This is a genomic window from Achromobacter sp. Root83 (genome assembly GCF_001428845.1).
Classification (GTDB): Bacteria; Pseudomonadota; Gammaproteobacteria; order Burkholderiales; family Burkholderiaceae_B; genus Achromobacter.
The window spans coordinates 313,649-337,216 of record NZ_LMIU01000022.1 but is presented as its reverse complement, the minus strand read 5'-3'; the positions used below and the strand labels follow the sequence as shown (position 1 = coordinate 337,216).

The 23,568-nt window shown below is 67.1% G+C and carries 18 protein-coding genes and 1 pseudogene; 9 read left to right on the top strand and 10 right to left on the bottom strand.

All coding sequences use genetic code 11. The features are described from left to right. The first annotated feature begins 126 nt into the window (after positions 1 to 126). Positions 127 to 954 carry an IclR family transcriptional regulator gene (locus ASE30_RS17270; RefSeq protein ID WP_057285500.1) on the top strand — a complete coding sequence of 276 codons (828 nt, stop codon included), beginning with the start codon at positions 127 to 129 and terminating at the stop codon, positions 952 to 954. 269 nt (positions 955 to 1,223) lie between these two features. Here ASE30_RS17270 and dapA read toward each other — a convergent pair whose 3' ends face one another. The 5 genes from dapA to ASE30_RS17245 form a co-directional block, all read right to left on the bottom strand. Continuing rightward, the gene (gene dapA / locus ASE30_RS17265; RefSeq protein ID WP_082601621.1) at positions 1,224 to 2,129 is read right to left on the bottom strand and encodes a 4-hydroxy-tetrahydrodipicolinate synthase; all 906 of its coding nucleotides are present in this window, start codon (positions 2,127 to 2,129) and stop codon (positions 1,224 to 1,226) included. 33 nt (positions 2,130 to 2,162) lie between these two features. Then, complete coding sequence (locus ASE30_RS17260) at positions 2,163 to 3,941, bottom strand: ABC transporter permease subunit (protein ID WP_057285498.1); 1,779 nt, start codon at positions 3,939 to 3,941, stop codon at positions 2,163 to 2,165. Positions 3,942 to 3,945: 4 nt separating this feature from the next. Further along, positions 3,946 to 5,043 (bottom strand): ABC transporter ATP-binding protein, encoded by a 1,098-nt coding sequence (locus ASE30_RS17255; protein ID WP_057285497.1) that lies wholly within the window; start codon positions 5,041 to 5,043, stop codon positions 3,946 to 3,948. Between the two features lie 63 nt (positions 5,044 to 5,106). Next, positions 5,107 to 6,189 (bottom strand): ABC transporter substrate-binding protein, encoded by a 1,083-nt coding sequence (locus ASE30_RS17250; RefSeq protein WP_057285496.1) that lies wholly within the window; start codon positions 6,187 to 6,189, stop codon positions 5,107 to 5,109. A gap of 49 nt (positions 6,190 to 6,238) precedes the next feature. Then, entirely contained in the window at positions 6,239 to 7,666 is a 1,428-nt protein-coding gene (locus tag ASE30_RS17245) for an FAD-binding oxidoreductase (RefSeq protein WP_057285495.1), read from the bottom strand. Positions 7,667 to 8,003: 337 nt separating this feature from the next. Between ASE30_RS17245 and ASE30_RS17240 the strand changes: the two genes are divergently transcribed. The 6 genes and pseudogenes from ASE30_RS17240 (at position 8,004) to ASE30_RS17220 (ending at position 12,536) form a co-directional block, all read left to right on the top strand. Continuing rightward, entirely contained in the window at positions 8,004 to 9,137 is a 1,134-nt protein-coding gene (locus tag ASE30_RS17240; protein WP_057285494.1) for an alpha-hydroxy acid oxidase, read from the top strand. A 36-nt stretch (positions 9,138 to 9,173) separates the two neighbouring features. Then, entirely contained in the window at positions 9,174 to 9,980 is an 807-nt protein-coding gene (proC, locus tag ASE30_RS17235) for a pyrroline-5-carboxylate reductase (protein WP_057285493.1), read from the top strand. A 100-nt stretch (positions 9,981 to 10,080) separates the two neighbouring features. Further along, a pseudogene (locus tag ASE30_RS29610) lies at positions 10,081 to 10,326 on the top strand (EamA family transporter); the annotation flags it as partial. 83 nt (positions 10,327 to 10,409) lie between these two features. Then, positions 10,410 to 10,778 carry a DMT family transporter gene (locus tag ASE30_RS29605; protein ID WP_235515283.1) on the top strand — a complete coding sequence of 123 codons (369 nt, stop codon included), beginning with the start codon at positions 10,410 to 10,412 and terminating at the stop codon, positions 10,776 to 10,778. 81 nt (positions 10,779 to 10,859) lie between these two features. Continuing rightward, positions 10,860 to 11,690: a PadR family transcriptional regulator gene (locus ASE30_RS17225; RefSeq protein ID WP_369819344.1), complete on the top strand. Its 831-nt coding sequence runs from the start codon at positions 10,860 to 10,862 to the stop codon at positions 11,688 to 11,690. Positions 11,691 to 11,720: 30 nt separating this feature from the next. Beyond that, on the top strand, positions 11,721 to 12,536 hold the full coding sequence (locus ASE30_RS17220) for a siderophore-interacting protein (protein ID WP_057285492.1): 816 nt from the start codon (positions 11,721 to 11,723) through the stop codon (positions 12,534 to 12,536). A gap of 12 nt (positions 12,537 to 12,548) precedes the next feature. Here ASE30_RS17220 and ASE30_RS17215 read toward each other — a convergent pair whose 3' ends face one another. Beyond that, positions 12,549 to 13,439: a LysR family transcriptional regulator gene (locus tag ASE30_RS17215; protein ID WP_057285491.1), complete on the bottom strand. Its 891-nt coding sequence runs from the start codon at positions 13,437 to 13,439 to the stop codon at positions 12,549 to 12,551. Positions 13,440 to 13,542: 103 nt separating this feature from the next. On the opposite strand from ASE30_RS17215, the gene ASE30_RS17210 reads away from it, so the two are divergent. Further along, positions 13,543 to 14,427: an oxaloacetate decarboxylase gene (locus ASE30_RS17210; protein WP_156407697.1), complete on the top strand. Its 885-nt coding sequence runs from the start codon at positions 13,543 to 13,545 to the stop codon at positions 14,425 to 14,427. Here ASE30_RS17210 and ASE30_RS17205 read toward each other — a convergent pair. The 4 genes from ASE30_RS17205 to ASE30_RS17190 form a co-directional block, all read right to left on the bottom strand. After that, positions 14,379 to 17,288 (bottom strand): WG repeat-containing protein, encoded by a 2,910-nt coding sequence (locus ASE30_RS17205; RefSeq protein WP_057285489.1) that lies wholly within the window; start codon positions 17,286 to 17,288, stop codon positions 14,379 to 14,381. The two genes, ASE30_RS17210 and ASE30_RS17205, sit on opposite strands and share 49 nt — an antisense overlap. Positions 17,289 to 17,290: 2 nt before the next feature. Further along, positions 17,291 to 20,395: a WG repeat-containing protein gene (locus tag ASE30_RS17200; RefSeq protein ID WP_057285488.1), complete on the bottom strand. Its 3,105-nt coding sequence runs from the start codon at positions 20,393 to 20,395 to the stop codon at positions 17,291 to 17,293. Positions 20,396 to 20,661: 266 nt separating this feature from the next. Then, positions 20,662 to 21,243 carry an RNA polymerase sigma factor gene (locus ASE30_RS17195; protein WP_057285487.1) on the bottom strand — a complete coding sequence of 194 codons (582 nt, stop codon included), beginning with the start codon at positions 21,241 to 21,243 and terminating at the stop codon, positions 20,662 to 20,664. A gap of 172 nt (positions 21,244 to 21,415) precedes the next feature. Further along, positions 21,416 to 22,051, bottom strand: a complete 636-nt coding sequence (locus ASE30_RS17190; protein ID WP_057285486.1) for a response regulator transcription factor — start codon at positions 22,049 to 22,051, stop codon at positions 21,416 to 21,418. 70 nt (positions 22,052 to 22,121) lie between these two features. Here ASE30_RS17190 and ASE30_RS17185 point away from each other — a divergent pair, with 70 nt between their 5' ends. Further along, positions 22,122 to 23,513: a sensor histidine kinase KdpD gene (locus ASE30_RS17185; protein ID WP_057285485.1), complete on the top strand. Its 1,392-nt coding sequence runs from the start codon at positions 22,122 to 22,124 to the stop codon at positions 23,511 to 23,513. Positions 23,514 to 23,568 lie beyond the last annotated feature (55 nt).

Here is a 23,568-nt window from a genome sequence, read left to right as displayed (position 1 = left end):
AATTGAAATCTGCTATTAGTAATTGAACTACAATTGAATTAAGCGCAATACGCGGTGACGGGCCGGCAAAACCCACGCCGCGTTGACGCCTGCGCCGCCTCCCCAGAACTCAAATAGGTTGCCCCTGTGCGCAAATCACCCATCGACGACACGGAAAAACCGCAAGCGCCGACCGAGATCCGCTCGTCGCTGTTCGTAGGCTCCACTGAAAAAGCCTTTCAGGTCCTGCATGCGTTCGACGGTTCCAGGCGCCACATGACACTGGCCGACATCGCCCGCGCGTCGGGGCTGGACCGTAGCGCCACGCAGCGCTTGGTCTACACGCTGGAAACCCTGGGCTATCTGCGCCGCATCCCGGACACGCGCAACTACGGGCTGACGCCGAAGGTGCTGCAGTTCTCGTACAACTACGTGCGCGCTAACGAGTTGATCGACAAGGCGTCGCCGTACCTCCTGGACATCAGCCGCACACTGGGCGAAACCACCAACCTGCAAGAGCTCGACGGCCACGAGATCGTGTTCGTGGCGCGCTTTCCCGGCCATCATCTGGTCAACGTGGACATCGCAGTAGGCAGCCGCCTGCCCGCGTATTTCACGGCCTCGGGTACCGCGATCCTGTCGCGCCTGACGGACGAACAGCGTCGCGAGATCCTGGCGCAGACCAGGCTGGAAGCGATCACGCCGTACACGGAGGTGAATCCGGACAGGCTGCTGGACCGTGTGCAGCGGGTGGCCGAGAAGGGCTACGCGATCATCGTCAATGAAACGGTGCTGGGCGATATTTCGGTGGCGGCGCCGGTGATTGATCATCGGGGACTGGCAGTGGCCGCCATCAATATTGCGGTACCGACGACGAGATGGACGGTGGCCAGGGTGGAAGCCGAATTGGCGCCGCATGTGCAGGTGGCGGCGACTTCGATATCAAAGTCGAAGTTTTCGGCTTATTCGAGGTGAGAATATTGCTTTTGTGGTGCGATGAACTGCGTATGTGATTGTTGGCAGCGCTTCGTCGGTGCGGTCTTCGCAGCTTCGTGGGTACGTTTTGCAGATCTTCGTAGGCTTCCCGGCGTCGCATGGGCCTGGGATGGGCGGGGCGTCAGATGCGCCCGAGGCAACCCGAAGGCAGTCGCCGGAGGCGACGACCAACGCCCCAACGATCCACCCAAAAAAAGGGCCCCCCCGTCACAGGCGGTCCTTTTTCAACAAAACCAAATAGAAAGCCGTCAGGCAACGCCCTCAAATTCCTTAAGCAAAGGAATCAACGCCTTGCGCAACGCAGCCTGTAGTCCTTCCGCGGGCGGCACCAGCGGATCCAGAACCTCCGGCGCATTCACGCCGATCAGATCCATCACCGACTTCATCGGCCCCGGGTTCGTCTCCGCGAACGCCAGATTCATCAGCGGAATCAGCCGCCGGTGCAGTTCCATCGACTCCCGCGTGCGCCCTTCGGAAGCCAGCTCATACACCCTGCGCCAAGCCGATGGCAGCAAAGTAGCCGTCACCACGATCCCGCCCCGCGCACCCGCCGCCAGCTGCACCGGGAGCAACGTATCTTCCCCGCTGAATACCGCAAACGACGCATCCACCCCCGCTACCGTCTGCAGAAAATGGTACATGTCGGTATTGCACGCCTTCATGCCGATGATGTTCTCGTGCCGCGACAACTCATGCAGCACCTCCGGCGCGATCGCGATGCGCGTGCGGTAGGGGATCTCGTAGATCATCACCGGCAGCGGCGAGGCGTCCGCATAGCGCAGGAAATACTCGCGGATGCCAGCCTGCGTCGGCGTCGTGTAATAAGGCGTGAGCACCATCAGCGCATCCGCGCCCGCGTCGGCGAACTCCTGGCCGGCCTGCATGGCATCGTGAAAACCCGGGTCCAGAACCCCCGGAATCACCGGCACCGAACCCGCCACGGCGTCCACTGTCAGCTTGCACATGCGGATGCGTTCCGCGCGGGCCAGCGCGCCATATTCACCGGTCCCGCCCAGCGGCACGATGCCGTCGATGCCCTGCTTGAGCAGATAGGAAATCAGCGCCTTCGCGGCCGCGACGTTGATGGTGTCATCGGCATTGACGGGGGTAGGGATAGCGGGAAAGACGCCGCGAAGTTGGGTTGCGTTCAGCATATTGCGAATCCTAAAGGGTGAAACAAGCGCGGATCATTGGGTAGCCAGACTGCGGCGGCGTAGCCGGTCAGCCAGCCAGATCAGCGCGGCAATGAAGATGAAAAGGCAGGTGGAGACCGAGGCGATCACCGGCGAAATCTGCAGCGTCACCTCGTCCCAGAACTGCTTGGGCAGCGTGGCGTTCAGGCCTCCCGAGGCGAACAGCGCAATCGTCAGCTCATCGAACGACGTGGCGAACGCGAACAGGAACGACGACATCAGCCCCGCGCTCAGGATCGGGAAGGTCACGAAACGCAGCGTCGACCACGGACCGGCGCCCAGGCTTTGCGCGGCCAGATCCAGCCGCGTGTCGTAGTTGCGCAGCACTGCCATCATGGTGATCACCACGTACGGCACGGCGACCACCGTGTGCGCCAGGATCAGTCCAATGGTGGAACCCACCAGCCCGACGCGAGCAAAGAAATAGAACATGCCCACGGCGATGATCATGCGGGGCACCACGATTGGCGATAGCACGAAAGCCAGCATGGCCGACTTGCCTCGCATATTCGCGCGCACCAGCAGGAAAGCGGCCGGCGTACCGATCAGCATCGCAAGGAGTCCCGTGCCCACGCCAACGATGAGCGAACGCGTGATCGCCTGCATCCACACGGGCGAGGTGAACATTTGTTCGTACCATTGCAGCGAAAAACCCTTGGGTGGCCACGTGAGTCCCGAGCCGGAATCGAATGACAGCGGGATCATCAGGAAGGCGGGGGCGGACAGGAAGGCCAGCACCAGCAACACGATCCACCACAAGGTGCGAGACTGGCCGGTGCCCGACACCGAACGGCGCAGGCGCCTGGGGAGCAGCGCGAACAACGCGTCGGACACGTTGGCCAGCACCGTCAGCACTGCATCGCCCGCGCGCCGGCTCAGGCTTTCCTTGCCGGAATCGCGCTGTCGGGTCGAGGCGCCGCCTGTCATGGTCGACAGGCCCAGCACCTTGTCGTAGATGGCGAACACCACCAGCACCACGACCAGCAGCAGCACCGACACCGCGCCTGCGAACTCCCAGTTCAGCGTCTGCTGCACCTGGTCGATGATGATCTGCGTGATCATCGTTTCCTTGCGTCCGCCCAGTAGCGCGGGCGTGATGAAGAAGCCGATGGCCGTCACGAACACCATGATGGCCGCGGCCGCGACGCCGGGCATCGACAGCGGGAAGTAGATCTTCCAGAACGCGGTGCCCGGCCGGGCGCCCAGGGTGGACGCGGCGCGTGGCAAGTTGCGGTCGATGTTCTCCATGACCGACAGCATCGTCAGTACCGCCAGCGGCATCAGCGCATGCACCATGCCCACCAGCACGCTGCCGAAGTTGTAGAGCAGGTTGGCTGGCGCATCCAGGATGCCCAGCGCCTGCAGGAGCTGGTTCACCACGCCATTGCGGCCCAGCAGCACTACCCAGGCGAACGTGCGCACCAGGAAGCTGGTCCAGAAGGACAGCAGCACCCAGAACAGCAGGGAAGTCTTGCGCTTGGCCGTCAGGCTGGAGATCAGGTAGGCCACGGGATAGCCCGCCACCACCGAAAAGAACGTCGTCCACAACGAGATCTTCAGCGTGATGAGCAGCACATTCACGTAGACCGACGACTGAAACAGCTTCTGGTACTGCGTCAAGCTGAAGCCGTGTTCGCCAAAAACGCTCAGCAACAGCAACTGGCCCACCGGATAGATGAGCAGCACCACCAGCAGCAGGACCAGGGGAGCCGCCATCAGGAAATGGCGGCGGCCCTGGCTCATGCGCTTACGGGGAGTAGCAAGAGTAGTCATGCGATCACTCCGCAATGGCCACCGCATCCGCGGCCTGCCAGCTTACGGACAGCGGCTGGCCGATGGCGTACTGCTCGGCCTGGCGCTGAGTGGGGTAGGCGACCACGATCGGCGCGGTGTCGGCGATGCCCGTGTCCAGGTAGAGCTTGGTCAGGCTGCCCGTCACCATCACATCCAGCAGCTTGCCCGACAGGGGCTGGCCCGCGCCGCCGTTGCCGCTGGCAGTACTGACGCTTAGATTTTGCGGGCGCAACATCACGGTGACCTTTTGGCCGGCCTTGATCGGGGCGCCGTTGGACAAGGCCTGGCCGGTCACGCCCTGGTGGGCGAGCTGGACGGAAAGGGTCTCGCCGTCAACCGCGGTCACCACGCCCTGCAGCAGATTCGATTCGCCCAGAAAGTCCGCAACGAACAGGGTGCGCGGGCGGAAGTACAGGTCCGCCGGCGATCCTAGCTGTTCGATCGCGCCGCCGTTCATCAGGCAGATGCGGTCGGACATCGTCATGGCCTCTTCCTGGTCGTGCGTCACGTAGACGATGGTCGTGCCCAGTTCACGGTGAATACGCTTGATCTCAAGCTGCATCTGGTCGCGCAGCTTCTTGTCCAGCGCACCCAGCGGCTCGTCCATCAGGATAATCGCTGGGCGGTAGACCATGCAGCGCGCCAGCGCGATGCGCTGCTGCTGGCCCCCGGAGAGTTCACGCGGCAGGCGGGCCGCCACGTGTGGCAGGCGCACCATCTCCAGCGCTTCTAGCGCGCGGCGGCGGGCCTCGGCTGCGGGCACCTTGCGCATCTTGAGCGGAAACGCGATGTTCTCTTCGATCGTCATGTGCGGGAACAGCGCGTAGTTCTGGAACACCATACCGATATCCCGCTCATACGGCGCACCGAAGGTCACGTCGGCGCCATCGATCAGCACGCGGCCCTCATCGGGCTGGGCCAGGCCGGCGATCAGGCTCAGCAGGGTGGTCTTGCCAGAGCCGGAGGGACCCAGGAGAGTCAGGAATTCGCCGCGGGCGACGTCCAGATGCGTGGGAGCCAGGGCGACGAAGTCGCCGTAGCGTTTGCCCAGGCCCGAGATTTGCAGATTGGAAGAAGACATGGTGCTCAACACAAAGAAAATGCCCGGCGCGACGCCGCGTGCAGCGGCGCGCGGTCGATAGACTTACTGCAGGACCCAACCGTTGAAGCGCTCGATCACGTCGCGCTGCTTCTCCAGCCAGTAGGCGGCGTTGATGTGCAGGCCCGTCTTGATGTTGTCGGGGTGCGTCGGGCAGTTGCGCGCCACATCGGCCTTGATGTAGTCGAAGGCGGCGGGCTGCGTCACGCCGGCCGCGAAGTACTCGACCAGCGAGGCCTGGCGCTTGGGGTCGGACGCGAACTTGATGAACTCGCGGCAGGCGTCGGCATTCGGCGTGCCCTTCAGAATGGACCAGTTATCGCAACCCCAGATGTTCTGGTCCCACACGATCTGCACCGGCGCGCCATTGGCGATGGCCGATTGCGCGCGCGACACCCAGGTGGCGATCATGTCGACTTCGCCCGAGCCCAGCATCTGCTCGACCTGGGCACCGGTGTTCCACCACACGTCCACGGACGGCTTGATCTTGTCCAAGCTGGCCAGCGCGCGGTCGATGTCGCAGGGGTAGACCTTGTCGGGTGCCACGCCGTCGGCCATCAGCGCTTCCTCGATGGTGTCGAACGGATGCTTGCGCAGCCCGCGGCGCCCGGGGATTTCCTTTATGTTCCAGAAGTCGGCCCACGAGGCCGGCGCGCGGCGGCCCTTGAAGGCGTCCGTGCGGTAGGCCAGCACCGTGGTGTAGACGTTGTTGCCCACGCCGTAGGGCGACATGTACTGCTTGGGGATGGCGGCCACCACGGGGTCGGATTCCAGCCCGTGCTTTTCCAGATAGACCTTGCCGCCTTCGGTCAGCATCAGGATGGCGGGCTGGCTGATCTTGGCCATATCCCAGGTGTAGTTGCCAGTGTCCACCATGCTGCGGATCTGCGCGGTGGGCTCGGCGTTGGCCTGCACGCCCACCACCTGGATGCCGGTGGCCTCCGTGAAGGGCTTGTAGAACACCGCACCATAGGCCTTGCTGTAGATACCGCCGTCGTCGCGCACGACGATGCGCTTGGAGGCCGCGCGCGATGGCGTCCAGATCATTGGCATGGCGAGCGCGGCGGCGCCGGCCGCGACGGTTTTTAGCGCGTTGCGGCGCGAGGCGTTGTGGAGGGTCGATTTCATGGAAGACTCCTGCGGGTCGGGTCAGGGACGGCGGATCAAGAACGACGGCTCAAGGCAGCAAGCGGCCGGGATTGAAGAGATTGGCGGGATCGAAGGTGGTCTTGAGCGCGCGCATCATCGCCAGTTCGACCGGCGACTTGTAATGCGCCATTTCGGCAAGCGAAGTGCGGCCCACTCCGTGTTCGGCGCTGAACGTGCCGCCCAACGCATCGGCCACGTCGTTGACGGCGCGGCGGATGGCGGCCGCCATCGCGTCGCGGTCGGGCAGCGCATTCCAGGCGTCGAACGTGAAAAAGGGAATGAAGTGGACGTTTCCATCGCCCAGGTGCGCCACGATCAGAACGGGCAGGTCCGGCACCAGGCGGTGCACGGCCACCGTGGCCTCTTCGATGAAGCGCGGTACGCTGGATACGGGCACGGCGCTGTCGGTGGTCAGGCCGACGCCGGCTTTCTTGTTGCCTTCCGACACGCTGTGGCGCACTTCCCACAGCGCGGCGCGCTGGTTGCCGTTGCTGGCCACCACGGCATCATGCAGCAGGCCCTGTTCGGACGCCTGCTCCAGGATTTGTTGCAGCAGGTCCTGCAATTCGCCGTCGTCGCCGGTGTCCGACAGCTCCACCAGCACATGCCAGGGATGCGAGTCCCCCAGCGGATTCTTGCGGCCGGGCACATGCTGCATCACCACGTCGAGCTGATTGCGGTCGATCATCTCGAAGGCCGACAGGCGCGACCCGCAGGCGCGTTGGAACAGGCCCAGGATATCCAGCGCCGCTTGCGGGCTGTCGGGCGCCAGCCAAGCGACCGCATGCGTGGTGGGCAGCGGATGCAGCTTGAGCACCGCGGCGGTGACAATGCCCATCGTGCCCTCGGCGCCGATGAACAGATGCTTCAGGTCGAAGCCCGTATTGTTCTTGCGCAGGGCCGTCAGGCCGTTCCAGACGCGGCCGTCGGGCAGCACGACTTCCAGGCCCAGAATGTTATCGCGCGTGTTCCCGTAGCGCAGCACGCCCGTGCCGCCGGCGTTGGTGGCGATGGTGCCGCCGATCTGGCATGAGCCTTCGGCGCCCAGGCTGATCGGGTACAGGCGGCCGCTGGCGGCGGCGGCTTCCTGTACCGTGGCCAGCACGCAGCCGGCCTCGACCAGCATGGAATTGTTCGCGGCGTCGACACCGATGACCTTGCGCATGCGGGACAGGTTCACGATGACGGGCGGCTTGCCGGCCGAGGCGGGCACCGCGCCGCCGCACAGGCTGGTGTTGCCTCCCTGAGGCAGCACGGGCGTGGCATGGTCGATGCAGAGGCGCACGATGTCCGACACCTGTTGCGTATTGGTGGGCAGCGCGACGCACAGCGCCGGACCCTTGTACCGGCCGCGCCAGTCTTCGGTGTATCCGGTCTTATCGGCGTCGGAATGAAGAATGGCGTCCTGGCCCAGGGCCTGGGTGAGCGCGTCTAGCAGGGTGATGCCGTTGGTCATGTCTGTGGTCCCGAATGGGGCTTGGGATCGACGGAACCCCGAGCGCATTGAGGCACAGCATACGATTACTTAAATCGCTTTTCGATTTGAATAATCGTATAGCAATTGATTCTAGGGTATGTCCTAGTGATGAAACAGCCTGATGCCGGGAGCCGGGCCGCGGCGGAAAATTACCGCCAGGCCGCATTCTGGCAGGGTTTTCGCTGGTGGTCGCGCCGTGCGTCCAGCGTCTGAAGCGCCTAATGGCAGTCCCTGATTGCGGAATTGGAAATGATCGAAATACAATCACATTGCTCGATATGCAATTTCAGTTTCCCGTGCGAATCAAGGAAAGTACATGCTTCCCAGCGTCATGGAGTATCGGCGGCGGGCGCAACGACGCCTGCCCCGGCTGGCGTTTGATTATCTTGAGGGCGGAGCCGAGGGCGGCATCACGCTGGCGCGCAACACGGCGGCCTATGCCGATCTGGAGTTCCGGCCTGATGTGCTGGTGGACGTCACGGACTGCCGGCTGGATGTGACCGTGCTGGGCGCCGCCGCCGCCATGCCCGCCATCGTGGGGCCCACCGGGCTGAATGGCCTGTTCTGGCCAGAGGCCGACGTGCATCTGGCGCGCGCCGCGCACCAGGCGGGCCTGCCCTTCGTGCTGTCCACGGCGTCCACTTCCTTGCTGGAGAACGTCCGCGCCGCCAGCTCCGGGGAACTTTGGCTGCAGCTTTACGTGCAGCGAGACCGCCGCATTGCCGAGCACCTGATGGACCGCGCCTGGCAGAACGGCTACACCGTACTTTTCCTGACCGTGGACGTACCGGTCCACGGCAACCGGGACCACGACAAGCGCAATGGCTTCAAGCTGCCGCTGCGGCCGTCGCGCCGGCTGCTGTGGGATCTGGCCGCGCACCCGGGCTGGTGCTGGCGGATGCTGCGCCACGGCGGTCCGCAACTGAAGAACCTGGCCGTCAGTTCCAATGCGCGCGAGAACATCACCGAGCAGGCGTCGGCCCTCAGCCGCCAGATGGACCTGGCGCTGACCTGGGACGACATCGCGTGGCTGCGGCGCGTTTGGCACGGGCGCATCGTCATCAAGGGCATCCAGAGCCTGGCCGACGCGCGGCGCGCGCAGGCGCACGGCGTGGACGGCATCGTCTTGTCCAACCATGGCGGCCGGCAATTGGAAAGCGCGCCGTGTCCGCTGGACACCCTGCCTGAAGTCGCCGCTGAACTGGGCCATACGCTGGAGATCCTGGTGGACGGCGGCGTGCGCCGAGGCAGCGATGTCGCCAAAGCCGTGGCGCTGGGCGCGCGCGCCGTGCTGCTGGGGCGTGCGCCCTTGTACGGGCTGGCGGGCAGGGGCCCCAGGGGCGCAAGCGAGGTGCTGGCCATTCTGCGCGGTGAACTGGAAAATACGCTCAGGCTGCTGGGCCGCAACCGCGTCGGCGCGCTGGACGCCGCGGCGGTGCGCAAGCGCTGAACCGTCATGCAACCCCTACTCTGGAACTGAAGCAACATGCGTGAAAAGATCGTCTTCATCGGCGGCGGCAACATGGCCTCCGCCATCATCGACGGCTTGCTCGGCCAGGGCCGGGCATTGACCGATTTCCTGGTGATCGAGCCCTATGCGCCCACGCGCGAGGCGCTGTTCGCGCGCGGCCTGCCGTGCCGCGAAAGCGTCGGCGCAGACATGGCCGATGCCGCGCTGTGCGTGCTGGCCACCAAGCCGCAGGTGCTGCGCGAGGTCTGCGGGCAGGTCGGGCGCCACCTGCCGTCCGAGGCCACCGTCGTCAGCATCGCCGCGGGCGTGGAACTGGCGTCGCTGTCCGACTGGCTGGGCGGCCATGCGCGCATCGTGCGCGCGATGCCGAACACGCCGGCCAAGGTGGGGCTGGGCATGACCGGCCTGTACGCCACGCCAGCCTGCGGGCCGGCCGAACGCGAGCAGGTGGACGCGCTGTTCGCCGCCGTGGGCGAGCGCATCTGGACGGGCAGCGAAGCGATGATCGATGCCGTCACCGCCGTGACGGGCAGCGGCCCCGGCTACGTCTTCCATTTCATGGCGGCCCTGGAAAAGGGCGCGGTCGAACTGGGCTTTGCGCCCGAGGATGCGCGCCGCCTGGCGGTCGCGGCGTTTCGGGGCGCGGCCGGCCTGGCCGCAAGCGAAGACGTGCCGCTGACCGAATTGCAGGAGCGTGTCACCTCCAAGGGCGGCACCACCTACGCCGCCTTGTCCCACATGCAGGAAGCAGGCGTGGCCGCCGCCATCACGCAGGCCGTCCACAAGGCCGAACAGCGGGCGCGCGAACTGTCCGCGGGCTAGGGCAACGCGCGGCCGGCAAGCGAGGCCGGCGCGTGGCCCCAGAGAATAGGCGCGGCGTGGGTCTACGGGGGCGCCGCTTGCGCGGCCCGTTCTTCCGCCCATGTCCACCGCCACGCTTTCCCGCCGAAACGCCTTGCTGCTGCTAGTGGTGGTGGTGCTGGCCTGGGGCTACACCTGGGTCGTCAGCAAGCTGCTGTTGTCGCACATGACACCGCTGTGGGCGGTGGCCGCGCGCTGCATGGCGGGCACTGCCGCGTTGCTGGCGCTGGGCCTGGCCTTGCGCCGCGTGGCATGGCCAGTGAAGGCCGACGTTCCCGTGATACTCAGCGTCGGGCTGCTGCACATGGGCGCGTTCGCCGCGCTGGTCAGCCTGGGCCTCCAATACGTGCCGGCGGGCCGCTCGGGTGCTGGGCGGCCAACATCATTTATGTGCGCGCGCACCGCTGGGCCACGCCGCCCTTTGAACTCGCGTTCTGGCAGGCTTTGCTGGCGACCGGGGTGCTGTCGGTGGCGGCGCTGCTGGCGGAAGGGGCGCCCGTGGTGGACTGGAGCGCCGATCTGGCGTGGCTGCTGGGCTACGGCGGGGTGTTCGGCATCGCCATCGCGTATTGGGCCGCCGTGAACGTGAACCGGTCCTTGCCGGCGGGCGTTACGTCGATTGGCCTGTTGGGCGTGCCCGTGTTCGGGCTGCTGTGTTCCTCCCTGATCCTGCGCGAGCCGCTCAGCGCCTCGTTGCTGGCGGGCATGGCGCTGATCGTGGCGGGCATCGCCGCCGGGGTGCTCGAACGGCGCGCTTGACGGCTCGATGGCTCGGGGTATATCGTACGATCTATATCGTAAGATACATCGTAAGAGGTAATCATGCGCCATTCCCATTTTCTGACCGCGTTCGGCCATGCTTTCGAGGGGCGCCACGCCCACGGGCATCACGGCCATCCTCATCATCACGGCCCCCACGATCACGGGCATCACGATCACGGGCATCACGCCCACGGGCCGCACGGTCACGCCCATCACGAGCACCATGCCCACGGGCCGCACGGTCACGCCCATCACGAGCACCATGCCCACGGTGGCCGTCACCACCGCCATCACCGTCACGCCAGCGCTGGCGGTGACTGGTTCTCGGGTTCATCCGATGGCCGCGGCGACGCCGATGGCTTCGGTGGCGACGGCCGCGGCTTCACCCGCAGCCGCAAGGTGACGGGCGACGATCTGCAACTGATGCTGCTGGGGCTGCTGGAACAGAATCCCAGCCACGGGTATGAGCTCATCAAGGCGCTGGGCGCCCTGAGCAACGGCTTCTACACGCCCAGCCCGGGCATGGTCTACCCCGCGCTGACCTATCTGGAAGAGCTGGGCTACGCCACCGTCGAACAAGAGGGCACGAAGAAGCGCTATCACCTGGCCGAACCGGGCAGGGCGCACCTGGACGCGAACCGCGAGCGCCTGTCGACGATGTTCAACAAGCTCAAGCACGTCGCGCGCAAGATGGACTGGATGCGCCAGGCGTGGAGCGGCCAGCCGCGAAGCACCGGCCCCGAAGGAGAGGATTCCCGCACCGGCTGGCTGCCGGAATTCGTGGAAGCCCGCCAGGCGATCAAGCGCGCGCTGCTGGAACGCACCGACGCCTCGCCCGCCGAACAACGGCGCATCGCCGCCATCCTGGCGCGTGCGGCCGACGAGATCACCGGCAAGACCGGCGCCTGATCCCGTACCTGAACAAATATTGGAGTATTGATGACCCGTAGCGACCTGAACGTAGAACGCGTGCGCCACACCCTGAAGATGCGCACGCTGACCGTGGCCCGCGTGGAGCGCATCGCCGGCATGCTGGCGCGCGTCACTTTCACCGGCGCGGATCTGCAGGACTTCGTGTCCGCTTCCTTCGACGACCACGTGAAGATATTTTTCCCCGCCGACCTGTCCCGGCCGCTGGTGCTGCCCACCGTCGGCCCAGACGGGGTCAAGTTCCCGGAAGGCACACCCAAGCCGGCCGCACGCGATTACACGCCGCGCCGCTTCGATGCCGCCCGCCAGGAACTGGACATTGATTTCGTCCTGCACGGCGATGGCCCCGCCTCCACCTGGGCCGAACGGGCCGAAGCGGGCCAGCAATTGGGCATCGGCGGCCCGCGCGGCTCCTTCGTGGTGCCCAAGGCGTTTGACTGGCATGTGCTGATCGGCGACGAAACCGCCTTGCCGGCCATCGCGCGCCGCCTGGAAGAACTGCCCGCCACGGCACAGGCGCTGGTCCTGATGGAAGTGCCCGCCGCTTCCAACGAACTTCCGCTGGCCACCAGCGCCCAGGCCTCGATCCGCTGGCTGCACCGCAATGGCACGGCGCCGGGCTACAGCACCTTGCTGCTGGAAGCGGCGCGCGAACTGACTCTGCCCCAGGGCGAAGGCTATGTGTGGGTGGCGGCGGAATCCGCCGTGGCCAAGGCCGTGCGCGAAATCATGGTGGCGCAGCATGGCATCGACAAGAGCCGCATCCGCGCCGCCAGCTACTGGAAGCGCGGCGCGGTGGCCGTGCACGAGTCGCACGAAGACTGAGCGCCGGGCGCTTCACGCCTTGCGCGGATCGCGGGCCAGCGCCAACAGGTTTGCGGCGCGCCCGCCGGAGGCCTGGTCGCGCACCGCCAGCCCCAGCACCGCGCGCGGCCAGTCCAGCCCGAAAGGCCGGTAGACCACGCCGTCGGGGCGCAGATGGCGCAGGGACGCCGGCACGATGGCCACGCCCATCCCGGCCGCCACCAGGTTCACCGCCGAAGACAGTTGCGGCGCCTGTTGCCCGATCAGCGGATTCAGGCCGTGCTGACGGCATGCCGCCATGACGTCCGCGCTTAGCCCGTAACCCGACTTGCGCGAATACAGGATGAAGCGTTCGCGCGACAGATCGGCAGGCGCCAGGCGCTTGCGGCGCGCCAGCGCGTGGCCCAGCGGCAGCGCCACCATCAGCGGTTCCTGGACAAGCTGTGTGAACGTCAGCCCGCCATCCAGCGCAAACGGCGGCCGCACGAACGCGGCGTCTATCGCGCCCTCGCGCAGGCGCGCCACCAGCGTTTCGCTATCGCCTTGCGACAAGGTCATCTCCACGTCCGGGTACAACTGCCGGTACTGGCGGATCAGTTCGGTCACCACGCCGTTGAACGACGCGGACTCCGTGAACCCCAGCGTCAGCTCGCCGACTTCTCCGCGCGCCGCCCGTTGCGCCGTGCGCACCGCGGCGTCGGCGCGTTGCAGGATGTCCTGCGCGCACGCCAGAAACGCGCGGCCGGCGTCGTTCAGCGCCACGCCGCGGCCGGTCCGGTCGAACAACGGCGTGCCCACTTCCTGTTCCAGCCTGCGGATCTGCTGACTGAGCGGCGGTTGCGCCATGCCCAGCAGCTCCGCCGCGCGCGTGAAGTGCTGGGATTCGGCGGTCACGACGAAATAGCGCAGATGGCGTAGTTCCATATCGATATCTAAAAAGTCCTGATTATCAATTTTCCATATATTGGACATTCTAATTCTTCAGGCCGATGATGACTGCATCCACTCGTCACCTGAAGGAATCCGCATGACTACCTTGATGAAACCGGGCGCGCTGCTGCGCCAGCGCCTGGCCCAGGAGATCGTCGTGGCGCCCGGCGCGTACGACGGCCTGTCGGCCAGGCTGGTTGCCGCCGCGGGCTTTTCCGCCGTGTATGCCAGCGGCGGCGCCATCGCGCGCGCGGCGGGCTATCCCGACATCGGCCTGCTCAGCTTCACCGAAGTCATGGACCGCGTGGAGAAAATCGTCGACGCCGGCGGGCTGCCCGTCGTGGCGGACGCGGACACGGGCTTTGGCGGATCGGCCAATGTCGAGCGCACGGTGCGCATCATGGAGCGTGCCGGCGTCGCGGCGTTTCATATCGAGGATCAGTCCTTTCCCAAGCGCTGCGGCCACCTGGACGACAAAACCCTGGTGGACGTCGAAGAGATGTGCCGCAAGGTCCACATCGCCCGGCAGACCCTGGCCGACGCGGACACGCTGGTCATCGCGCGCACCGACGCCATCGCGGTCGAAGGATTCGATGCCGCCATCGCGCGCGCCGAACGCTACGTGAAGGCGGGGGCGGACATGATCTTCGTCGAAGCGCCGGAGACCCTGGCGCAGATCCGCGCCATCGCCGAACGCCTGCCGGGCCTGAAGCTCATCAACATGTTCCATGGCGGCAAGACGCCCCTGGTGCCGCTGCCGGATCTGGCCGCCATGGGCTATCGGCTGGCCATCATTCCGTCGGACCTGCAGCGCGCGGCCATCCACGCGATGCAGGCCACGCTGGCGGCGATCCGGCAATCGGGCGACAGCCGCGAGCTGGCCGACCGGCTTACCAGCTTCAAGGAGCGCGAGGAGATCGTGCAGACCCGCCGCTATCTGGCACTGGATGCCCAGTCGGCGCCGGAATCCGCGCTACGCTGACAGCGCTGCGGCATGCGCAGCGGCCACACGCGCTGGCCGGCGGCGCCGGTCAGCGTGCGGATGCCGCACTCCATTTCGACACGCGCGAACGTCGTGCCATCGGGACCGATGATGCGCGAATCGTCCATCGTGGAGACCACCGCGCGCTGGTCCGCGAAGGGCGACACGGCTTTGTATTCGGCCGGGATGGCAAAGCGGCCCTGGCTGTCCACATAGCCATAGCCGCGGTCGGCGCTGGCGGGCGCCAGGCCTTCGCGCATCGCGCCCAGCGCGTCGAACGCGGGCCCCACGAAAGCGCCCTTGGCGTCCACCGCGCGCACGCCGTCGCCCGATACCTGCGATACGGCACGTCCTTCCGAATACGCCGACGCGTAGCCCTCGACCGTGAGCCGGGTCTTGCCGGACAGATCGGCGTAGTCCGTCAGGGTCCTGCCCTGCACGGTGTAGTGCCTGAGCAGCGTGGCGGATCCACGCGGCCAGCTCCATTCGCCTTCCGGCAGCTTGGCGAGAACCTTGGCGTTGCCGTCGATGACGCGCGTGCCGCCCTGGTCCGTCGACAGTGCCCGCGCGGGCGTGCCGTGAAACGCGGACCCCGAACCGGCGGCCGGCTCGATCTGCCAGCTTCCCTGGCTGTTCAGGTAGCCCAGGCGATCGGCGCGGCGAATCTCCATCCAATCGCCCAGGCGCACGTAGTCCGCGTCCTTCATGTCCAGCGCGTCCTTTCCGTCGGGCGAGATGATCCAGCGGTTCTTGTCGTTGCCGGCGCTGATCGAGCCATCTCCGTAGGCGCCGACCTGCAGGCCGCGCAGGAACGCGGTCAGGGCCTGGCCCTGGGCATTGAACACCGCGGCGGGGTGCGCGTAGTCGTCGTCCTGCTTGCCGGCCTGCACGAGCTTCCACAGGGTGTCGTTCACGCGCTCGGCGTCATGGTGGCTGGCGGGAATGATCCATTTGCCTTGCAGGTCGATGACCCCCACGCGATCCGGACCGAGCGATGCCACGGCCTGGCCATTTTCGAAAGCGCCGATGCTGCGGAAGGCGGGCGCGGCCACTTCCTTGCCGGCCACGAAGTCGTACAGGCCCCAGGGGGCGCCATCTGCCGCGGTCTTCAGAAAACGGACGACGCCTGGCGCCACGACTTGCGTGTCGAAGGCCTCGGGCAGGCCGTAAGTCTTGCCGTCGCGGTCGATCATCCGGACGACGCCGTCGCCGTAGATCTGGGCATACCCGTAATGGAACGCGCCGATGTGCTGCTGTGTCGGCAGGTCGATGGGCCGGCCGCGCGCGTCCAGCAGCCGCATGCCGTCTTCGGTGTCGGCGGCGTAGCGCAGTTGGTCCGCGCCGAGCTCGCCCGGATGCGCGTCTTCGGCGGCATCCAGCGCGATTAGCTCGGTCCAGGACGGGTCCGTGACGATGCTGCCGTCCGCCAGCAGCAGCCCCGCGCCCGCTTCCGCGCCGCCGCAGTGGCAGTGGCCCGGTCCGAGCAGGCCCAGGGGGCCGCCGGCTACGTCGCCCGGAAGCGACGTCAGCGCCAGATCCCGGGCCGCTTCCACGGTCTCGGGCTTGAGCAGCGCCTTGCCGTCGCGGTCCAGCACATTCAGCAGCTTGCCTTGCTGATCGGACACCCATAGCCTGCCTTGGCGCGCGTCGATGCGGCCGGCCTGGGCCAGCCATGCCGGGGCGTTATCCCCATGCACCCAGGCGCCCGTCGGCGTCAGCACGCCCGCGGGTTGGCGCTCGCCGTCCACAAACAGCACATAGCCATCCACATCCTCGGTGGCCGACAGCGCCGGACCGAGTTCGAGCGGCGCGGCCCGTCCCGGCACCAATGCCATGGTGTTCCCGCCGGAGGGATAGACGATGGTGTCGGCATAGCGCTGGGATGCGTGCCCCTCTTCCTGCGTCAGCGTGGCCACCACCGTGCCCGCTGCGTCCAGCACCGCGTAGCCGGCGTGGCGGGGCAGCGCGGCGCTCCAGAATGCCTTGCCCACGGGATTCACGCTTTCGTAGTGCTGGTCCGCGCCGATCAGCTTGCCGTCCGGGGTGATCATCACCGACCCTTCGGCGCCATAGCCCGTGGCCAGCGCGCCGCCTTCCTGGATGAAGATATCTTCCAGCACCGGATCGAGAATCCACTTCCAGTCCCGGTCGACCACCCCGTACTTGCCGTCGGCATTGGTGGCGATGTACAGGCCATGGCCGAAGGGCTTCGTAATGGTGACGCCGGTTCCGCCGTACCGGCGTTCGCCGGTGGCCGAGCGGTACTCTTCCTTGTACTGGACCGTGGCGCGCGCGGGCACGCCGTCCGACAGGTGCAGGGCGCGCACATTGTCCTCGAACGGGGCGCCGACCGGATTGCCTTGGCGGTCGATCAGCAACGGACGCCCGTCCAACGTGGCCACGGCCAGCCCGATCTCGACAAAGTCCTGCACCGCGTCATAGCGCGGCCGAACGGCCATCCGGCCGTTCTTGTCGATGAATCCCCATTTGCCTTGCCACTGCACGGCGGCCAGGCCGTTGCGGAAGTCGCCCACCGCTTCGAAAATGGGCTTGATCGCCACGCGGCCGTTCCGGTCCAGAAAGCCCCACGCATGGCGGCGCAGGGATTCGTCGCGGGGCACTCGGTCGATACTTTCGGTGGCCGACGGCAGCAGCACCGCGGCGCGCCCGTCGGACAGGTTGCGGATGCAGCCGTTGCCGAAGGGATTGCGGCTGGAGATATCGTCGGCGGCCGGATAGGCGCGGTACGCGGATTCTTCCAGGCAATACACATGGCCGGTCTGCGCATGCACGGACAGGGACGCGCCCAGCGCGGCAAGGGCGCAGGCGATTTGGGTGGCGCGGATCACGCGTGACGTCATGATTACTCTGCCTTGGCGTTGGCGGCGACGGGCGGTTCGAGGCTGGCTGCCTCGGGGCACGTGAGTTTCTGGAGGGGCCAGCTTTGCCGGTCCTGCGCGTCCACGATCACGACCGTGTCGCACAGCACGCCAAACACGGCGGTCGTCTGACCCTTGGTGTCGATGAACTCGACCAGCCTGTCGCGGCGAACCATCGCGCGTCCTTCGTGGAAGTCGTCTGCCCAGAGGAACGCGGGCGCAATCGCGTAGCGTCCCGTCAAATCGACATAGCCGTACAGCTTGCCCGTGCGCTCCAGCCTGCGAGCCTTGGCCAGCCCGTTTTTCAGGGCGCCCAACTGGTCGAAGTGCGGTCCCACGATCCGCTGGCCGGCAGCGTTGACGAAGCCCAATTTGCCATTGCCGTCGCTGTAGGGCACGACGCCTTCGCTGGCGTTGCGATGCTCCACGGTGTAGCGGCCCGCGAAGCGGGTGATTACGCGGCCCTGCAGGTCCGTCATGATGCTGGCATTGGCGTTGTCATCCTCGAATACGATGCGGCGCATCGATGCCAGCGGCGTGCCGTCGCCCAGCTTTTCCAGCACGGCGCGGCCGTTCTGGTCGATCACGCGATAACCCGGCCCGAGGTTGGCGCGCGCCAGGCCTTCGGGCTGCGCGAAGAACGGATTGAACTCGCCATAGATGGCGGGCACCTGCATGTTGCCGCGGGCATCGATGGCGCCCTCGCGTTCGCTGTTCTTGATGTAGAGCCAGTCGCCGTACTGCTCCCTGCTTTCCGGCCGGCCATCGGAGACGCGCGTGGCGCCGCCCTGCGCGTCGAAAAGCACGACGCTGGCGTCGGCCAGTGTGCCCAGGAAACGTCCGCCCTTGAGCTTGTCCGGCTTGCCGATGACAGGTTCGCTGGACTTGCCTGTGTGCAGGTTGACCAGGCGGTAGGCGCTATCGACATAGCCGGACTGCCTGCGCTTGGCCTCGGGGTCGTCGATCAGCATGAGCCCGTTGCCCAGGTACTCCATGTCGTAGGCGCTGGCATGCGTCGCGGGCACGACCCACCGGCCTTCGCGGTTGACCACGCCCCAGCGCCCCTTGTCCTCGACGCGGGCCCAGTCGTCTTCGAATTCCTCCATGCGCTCATAGGCGGGCTTGAGGGCGGGCGCGCCTTTGCGGATGTTCCAGATGCCCCAGAGGCGCGCGCGGCTTTCGTCCCTTGCGCGGTAGAAAAGCAGTTCGCCGTTGAGCGTGGACGCGTCGTTCACGATATCCGCGGGGATGGCGACCGTGTTGCCGCGCTGGTCGATCAGCAGAGCGTCGCCGCGCTTCATGGTTTCAGTGCGGGCCCAGGTGTAGGGGCCACGGAAGGCCCGGAGGTCGCTGAAGGCGGGCGGCACGGCCCACGCCCCGTCCGGGCCGATCGCGCCGGTGCCCTGGTTCTTCGTGCTGACCACCAGCGGCAGCGAGACATCGTAGTTGTCGATGTCCTGCCAATCCGGATTGGTGACGATCTTGCCCGCCGCCGTCAGGATGCCCAGCGCCTGTCCGTACTGCATGGGGCGCAGCAGGGCCAACGGCACGCCGCCGGCGTCCGCCCCGCGCGGATCCGTATATTTGCTCAGGTTGAAGGTGTCGATCTGGTAGCCGCGCAACCGCGCAACCGTCGCGTCGTCCAGCAAGGGGCTGCTGTCCTGCGCGTAGATCTGGAACAGGGGGCCGTCGTCCGACAGCGCGATGGCCGTGTCCTGCGCGGCGCCGTCGGCATCCGCGGCTACCGCCGCGTCGGCAACTGCTGCCGCGTCGGCTACCGCCGCATCGGCCACCGCCGCGTCGGCGGCCATGGCATCCGTGGCATCCGTGGCGTCCGGGGCGTCCGCCGGCGCAGCGATATCCACGGCGGGCTCGGCTTGCGTCACCATGCCCGCCGCACCGTCATCCTGGGCCTCGGCGGTGTCGGCGGACGCTTCCATCGCCTCCGCCACCGCCTCGGTTCCCGCGGCTTCCGTTGCGTCAGCGGCGGCGGCCGTCGCACCGCCGGCCGGCATGGGGGTTCCATAGACCCACGCCCGTCCGCGGTGGATTGCCACATTGCCATTGCGCAGCGGCAGAAACTGCAGCCGGCCCGAGGGGGCGATCAGCAGCGTCATGCCGGGTTCGGCCGTGTACCGCCAGCCGTCGCGCTCCTGCACGCCCGGGTAGGCTTCCTGAAACGCATGCACGGGCTTGAGCTGGCCGTCCAGCAAGGACGGATTGCCGCCTTCCGGCTTGACCAGCCAGGCGCCTGCCGCCAGCATCTGCACGCGTTCATAGCGGCCGGGGGATACGGACTCGCCGCGAGGATCCACGAACTCCCAGGCCCGGTCGCGCCGCACGGCGATCACATCGCCGTCGCGCATCGGCGCTTCCAGGGAGCGCAGGACCGGTGGAGCGATGGCCCAGCCGCCGCCGCTGTCCAGCAGGCCCCACCAGCCGCCGTAGCGCGAGTCGCGCGACTGGGCGGGCACGTAGCCGCCGGTCGGGGCGGCCAGCGCCATCACGCCGTCGGGCAGCGCCGCCGCCTTGCCGGTCGCGGTGTTGAACAGGCGCGGCGGCGTCGGCACCTCCATCGACGCCAACTTTTGATCGGGCTGGAAGCCCCACGTGCGCGTGCCCAGCGGAAAGGTCCTGATGACCTTGCCGTGGCGGTCGATCAGCACGTCCCGCCCGGCCTCTTCGGCCAGCGCCGTGCCTTCGGCATTGAAGCCGGTGGCGTCCGTGAAGCGCGGCTCGATGGCCCATTGGCCCTTGGCATCGATGTAGCCCCAGAGGCCGCCCTGGCTGACCGGCGCCAGGCCGTTCTGGAACGGCTTGGCGTCCGTGTAGGCGGGCGTGATGGCCATGCGGCCCTGCTTGTCGATGTAGCCCCAGGCGCCTGATTCGTCCTTGGCGGTTCCGGTCAGAACCGCCGCCAGGCCTTCCTGATATACCTGATGGCAGGACGTGCCGGAACCCTCGCCGTAGTAGCTGGCCGTGCATTGCCGCATCCAGTCGGGCAGGGCGTGCGCCGCGCCGGGCGCCAAGGGCAGGCCCGCCAGGGCCACCGCCAGCGCCCAGGGCTTGAGGGCGGAAACCGCCTTCATCGCGCGGTGGCGCGGCAGCGAGCCGCGCGAACAAAGAAGCCAAGCCGGGCGTGCCACATGGTCGGATGCCTGCCGAGTAAGAAGGGAAGGCAGCACTGTAACCACCGGTAGCAGGCTCGGAGGCCGGTAAATGTAACTATAAAGAACCAAGCGTTAGCATTGGCGGGCTCCACCCCTGTATAAGGCGCTATCATCCGGCAAATAGCCGTAATCCGCGCGGATTGCGGGCCTATTTGCCTGCCATTTATCCTTTGTTCACTTGCTGCTTACCCATCCAGGCAAATGCCTCGCGCCCGCATGCGGATCCGCAACTGGGCGCGCGCACGCGACAGGCGGCTGCGTACTGTGCCGATTGGCAGCGCCAGCCGCTGCGCGGCCTCTTCGTAAGACAGTTCTTCCACGGCGATCAGGTGGATCAGATCGCGCAGGTCCTGCGGGATTTCGCTCATGGCCCGGTCCACGAGACCGACCATCTGCCGCCATTCCGCCTGCGCTGGCGGACCGGGCTCGGGGCTGGGGTCGGACGCCAGCGTGTCGATGTCCACAAAGGCGTAACGCCGCTCTGGCGCCCGCGACAGGTGATTGCGGATCAGGTTCAGCGCAATGCCATATAGCCAGGTCGACGGCTTGCTGTCGCCTCGGAACCGGTGGTAGGACAGCGACATCTCCGCGAATGCCTGCTGGGTGATGTCGTCTGCTTCGCTGCGGTTGCCGACGTGCCTGCCCACGAAACGGCGCAGCCGGTCGTGTTGCGCCCGCACCAGTTCACTGACCGGATCGGCGGGCGGCGGCGGACTGGCGGGCGAGGCGGCGGCGCGGCCGGCGGCAAGGGCGGGAGCAGGGTGCATGGGGACGGTGCGGCGGGTTCGACGGCACGCGGGAAGGCGGGGACGGCGTGGGAGTCTGGTGCGCGCCCGCGATCCCGGACGTCTTGGCGAACCAGGAAGGCGCAACGCTGCCGGGCCAGTCTAGTGATGGACGACCGGGCGGGAAATACGATGCGTGCCGTATTTTTTGCGGCTAGCCCGTGGGCAGGCCCAGGCGCACCGCGTAGGCGACCAGTTCGGCCGTGCTGTGCAGATCCAGTTTGCGCATCAGGTTTTCGCGGTGCTTGCGCGCGGTGTAGGGGCTGATGTGCAGGTCCTGCGCAATCTGGGCCGCCGTGGCGCCCAGCGCGGCCATCGCCAGCACCTGCTGCTCGCGCCGCGTCAGGGTTTCGTCGGGCGTCTGGGCGTAGGGCGCAAGTGCGGCCCGTGGACGCGCCCCGCCGCTGGCAAGATCCGCGATGGCGGCCAACAGCGGCTGCGAACTGCCGGTCTTCGCGAGAAAGGCGTCGGCGCCGGCCTCCAGCACGGCGGCGCGGGTGCGCTCGTCGGTGTTTGCCGTCAGCACCATGATGTGCAGCGCCGGGTATCGCTCGCGCAGCGCACGCACCCAACCCGATCCCGACACCCCGGGCATGCCCAGGTCCAGCACCAGCAGATCCGCGCCGTGCGCCGCCAGCAACGCCAGCACCTGTTCGCCGGTGCCGGCCTCGTCCACGGCGCCGATTGCAGCCGGCGACTGGGCCAGCATCATCCTCACGCCTTCACGCACGATGCCGTGGTCGTCGGCAATCAGGATGCGCAGAGGGGATGACTGAGGCGGGACGCTCATGGGGGACAGTGTGATGACATGATGTGTCAGAATGATGCGTCATTATAGGGACCGATCCCGGCTCAGGCCCATGACCCATTCCGCCTCCCCCGCCGTGCCCGGGTCTCTCGGGCCTGCCCTGGCTATGCCGGGGCCGCCGCTCGCGGCGGCATCGACGCAGGCCGCGCTGGCCGTCCTGCTCTACCGGCAATCCTACGGCGTGCTGTTCGCCAATTTCGCCGTCGTGGTCCCGGTGGCCTACGTGATGCAGGGCAGCGTGCCGTCCTGGCTGCTGGCGGCCTGGGCCTCGGCCATCTACCTGCTGACAGGCCTGCGGGTCGGCCTGAGCCGCGTTTTTCTGCGGCGGCAACCCGCGCCATCCGGGGTGCGCCGATGGGTGCTGGGGTTTTCCGCGCTGTCCTGGCTGTCGGGCCTGCTGTGGGGGCTGGCGGGCCTGACGGCCGTGCTGTCGCACGACGACATGATGCTGGCATTCGGTTGCGTCATGCTGGCCGGCATGTGCAGCGGCGCGGTGCCGTCACTGTCGGCCTATCCGCCCGCCTACGCGGGATCCGCGCTGGCCATGCTGGCGCCGTTCACCGCCGCCTGCCTCGCGGCCGGAGACAGCCTGCATCTGGTCTACGCGGCCTTCGCCTTCTGCCTGCTGGCCGTCAACCTGTACTTCAGCGCCATCACCTACCGCAGCCTCAAGACCACCGTGGCGCTGCGGTTCGAAAACACGGACCTGATAGGCCGCCTGGAGCGCGAGCGCGACCGCGTCGCCGCGGCGGACGAGGCCAAGACCCGCTTCCTGGCCGCCGCCGGGCACGACCTGCGCCAGCCCGTGCACGCGCTGGGCCTGTTCACCGACATCCTGGCCAACCGAGCCGCGCAAGGACACATCAGCCCGCAGGACGCGATGCACGTTGCGCGGCGCCAGCAAACGGTGCTGGAAGACCTGAACCGCCTGCTGGACGGTCTGCTGGACGTCTCCCGCATGGACGCGCACCTGCTGCGTATCGAACGCCGGCGAGTCAGCCTGGACGCACTGTTCGACGCCCTGCGGCAGGACTACGAGCCGCAGGCGCTGGCCCGCGGCTTGACGCTGTCGGTGCTGCCCACAGATATCGAACTGGATACCGACCCCGCGCTGCTGCGCCGCATTCTGGACAACCTGCTGAGCAACGCGCTGTCCTACACGGTCGAGGGGCGCGTGCTGCTGTGCGCCCGGCGTCGGCGCGGCGGCGCCGTGATCCAGATCTGGGACACGGGGGTGGGCATCGCGCCCGACGCGCAAGAGGCTGTCTTCACCGAGTTCACGCGCGGCGTGGACGCGCCGGATGCGGGGCAGGGCCTGGGCCTGGGTTTGGCGATCGTGCGCAGGTTGGCCGCGCTGCTGGGATACGAGGTCTCGGTGCGGTCGGCGGTGGGCAAGGGCTCGGTGTTTTCGGTGCGCATGCCCGCGCCACCGCCAGCCGGCTGATCCGCCTGGCATTCCCGCCGCGCATGCAGCGGACAAAAAATAATCGGTTGAATCC

What these genes read in the sequence shown, in the direction of transcription:
- ASE30_RS17260 (WP_057285498.1), bottom strand. Translation starts at nt 3,941, where the DNA reads ATGACTACTCTTGCTACTCCCCGTAAGCGCATGAGCCAGGGCCGCCGC.
- ASE30_RS17255 (WP_057285497.1), bottom strand. Translation starts at nt 5,043, where the DNA reads ATGTCTTCTTCCAATCTGCAAATCTCGGGCCTGGGCAAACGCTACGGC.
- ASE30_RS17250 (WP_057285496.1), bottom strand. Translation starts at nt 6,189, where the DNA reads ATGAAATCGACCCTCCACAACGCCTCGCGCCGCAACGCGCTAAAAACC.
- ASE30_RS17240 (WP_057285494.1), top strand. Translation starts at nt 8,004, where the DNA reads ATGCTTCCCAGCGTCATGGAGTATCGGCGGCGGGCGCAACGACGCCTG.
- ASE30_RS17190 (WP_057285486.1), bottom strand. Translation starts at nt 22,051, where the DNA reads ATGAGCGTCCCGCCTCAGTCATCCCCTCTGCGCATCCTGATTGCCGAC.
- ASE30_RS17215 (WP_057285491.1), bottom strand. Translation starts at nt 13,439, where the DNA reads ATGGAACTACGCCATCTGCGCTATTTCGTCGTGACCGCCGAATCCCAG.
- dapA (WP_082601621.1), bottom strand. Translation starts at nt 2,129, where the DNA reads ATGCTGAACGCAACCCAACTTCGCGGCGTCTTTCCCGCTATCCCTACC.
- ASE30_RS17185 (WP_057285485.1), top strand. Translation starts at nt 22,122, where the DNA reads ATGACCCATTCCGCCTCCCCCGCCGTGCCCGGGTCTCTCGGGCCTGCC.
- ASE30_RS17200 (WP_057285488.1), bottom strand. Translation starts at nt 20,395, where the DNA reads ATGAAGGCGGTTTCCGCCCTCAAGCCCTGGGCGCTGGCGGTGGCCCTG.
- ASE30_RS17205 (WP_057285489.1), bottom strand. Translation starts at nt 17,288, where the DNA reads ATGACGTCACGCGTGATCCGCGCCACCCAAATCGCCTGCGCCCTTGCC.
- ASE30_RS17245 (WP_057285495.1), bottom strand. Translation starts at nt 7,666, where the DNA reads ATGACCAACGGCATCACCCTGCTAGACGCGCTCACCCAGGCCCTGGGC.
- ASE30_RS17210 (WP_156407697.1), top strand. Translation starts at nt 13,543, where the DNA reads ATGACTACCTTGATGAAACCGGGCGCGCTGCTGCGCCAGCGCCTGGCC.
- proC (WP_057285493.1), top strand. Translation starts at nt 9,174, where the DNA reads ATGCGTGAAAAGATCGTCTTCATCGGCGGCGGCAACATGGCCTCCGCC.
- ASE30_RS17220 (WP_057285492.1), top strand. Translation starts at nt 11,721, where the DNA reads ATGACCCGTAGCGACCTGAACGTAGAACGCGTGCGCCACACCCTGAAG.
- ASE30_RS17195 (WP_057285487.1), bottom strand. Translation starts at nt 21,243, where the DNA reads ATGCACCCTGCTCCCGCCCTTGCCGCCGGCCGCGCCGCCGCCTCGCCC.